Source organism: Streptomyces sp. NPDC001070 (assembly GCF_053598835.1).
This window is the reverse complement of the sequence record NZ_JBSFLB010000088.1, coordinates 1-1,704: the sequence shown is the minus strand read 5'-3', so window position 1 is coordinate 1,704 and position 1,704 is coordinate 1. Positions and strand designations below refer to the sequence as shown.

Sequence of the window (1,704 nt, the reverse complement as noted above, 5' to 3'; positions counted from 1 at the left end):
GAAAATCTCGGGTTCTGGCCCCGGCTCTGTGGAGTCGGGGCCAGTCTTGTAGGCATGCAGGGGGAATGGGCCGGGGAGTCGGTCGGGCCGGATGTGTGGGAGACCTGCCGGGAGTTGATCCCGGCGGGCAGTGTGTTCGCGTTCCTGGCCGAGCATCGCGAGGTGCTGTTCCCGCCGGGGATGTTCGCGGACATGTATCCGTCGGCGAACGGCCGGCCGAGTCTGCCGCCTCAGGTGCTGGCCGCGACGGTGGTACTGCAGAGCCTGCAGGGATTGTCGGACTTCGAGACCGTTCAGGAACTGCGGTGTGACCTGCGGTGGAAGGCCGCCTGCGGGCTCGGGCTGTATGACACCGCGTTCGATCCGTCGCTGCTGACGTATTTCCGGCGCCGCCTGCGTCATTCGGCGGATCCCTTGCGGATCTTCACCAAGGTCAGGGAAGTCGTGGCCGCGACCGGCGTGCTCAGGGGCAGGCAGCGGCGGGCGCTGGATTCCACCGTGCTCGATGACGCGGTGGCCACCCAGGACACCGTCACCCAGATCATCTCCGCGATCCGCCGGGTGATCCGCGAGGTTCCCGGCGCCGAGGAGGTGACTGCGGGGCACTGCCGGGCGCACGACTACACCGACCCGGGCAAACCGAGGATCGCCTGGGACGACGAGTCGGCCCGCGCCGCGCTGGTCGACGCGCTGGTCACCGACGCTCTCAACCTGCTCGGGCACCTGCCCGAGCAGAACCTGGGCGAGAAAGCGGCGAACGCGGTCGGTCTGCTGGCCCTGGTCGCGGGCCAGGACGTGGAACCTGCCGAGGACTCCGACGGGCGCGACGGCCGCTGGCGCATCGCCAAGCGCACGGTGCCGGACCGGACCGTGTCCACCGTCGACCCCGACGCACGGCACATCCACAAGAACCGCACCCGCCACAGCGAAGGCTTCAAAGGACACGTCGCCTTCGAGCCGGAGACCGGACTGTTCACCGCCGTCGCCCTGACCGGCGGCTATGGCCCCGACAACCATGAGGCCGCCGTCGCGCCCGGTCTGCTGGCCGACGAGGAGGAGGGCGCGGAGTTAACCGTGCTCGGCGATTGCGCCTACGGCACCGGCGATCTGCGTGCACGTCTGCAGGCAGAAGGCCACACCCTGGTGATCAAGCCGCCGCCGCTGCGGCAGGCCGTCCCCGGCGGCTTCACCATCGACCACTTCCGCCTCGATCTGGCCGCCGGCACCGCGACCTGCCCGGCCGGACACACCGCCAACCTCGGCCAGGTCAAAGCCGACGGCGCCCGCACGGCCCAGTTCAAGCGCGCCTGCACCGATTGCCCCCTGCGGGAACGCTGCACCAGGTCCAAGACCGGACGCACCCTGAACGTCCATCCCCAGCACGAACTGCTGACCGCCGCCCGCCGTCAGGCCGCCACCGACCCCGGCTGGCAGGATGAATACCGCCGATGGCGGCCACCGGTCGAACGCGCCATCGCCTGGCTGGTCGCCAAAGGCAACCGCCGGGTCCCGCACCGCGGCGTCAACGCCAACAACATCTGGTTCCACCACCGCGCCGCCGCCCTCAACCTCCGCCGACTGATCACCCTCGGACTCACCCGGACCAACACCACCTGGCACATCGTCCCGGCCACCGCATAAAGGAAAGGGCCGCCCGGCCTCCGGCCGGGCGGCCCCACAACAAGATTTTCAGCAGTCTTCTAG

Annotated in this window: 1 protein-coding gene; it reads left to right on the top strand. The window is 69.8% G+C overall.

Annotated features, from left to right (window positions below; translation table 11 throughout):
- The first annotated feature begins 54 nt into the window (after positions 1-54).
- The gene (locus tag ACWDAS_RS41420) at positions 55-1,641 is read left to right on the top strand and encodes an IS1182 family transposase (RefSeq protein ID WP_450401149.1); all 1,587 of its coding nucleotides are present in this window, start codon (positions 55-57) and stop codon (positions 1,639-1,641) included.
- The last annotated feature ends 63 nt before the right edge of the window (positions 1,642-1,704 follow it).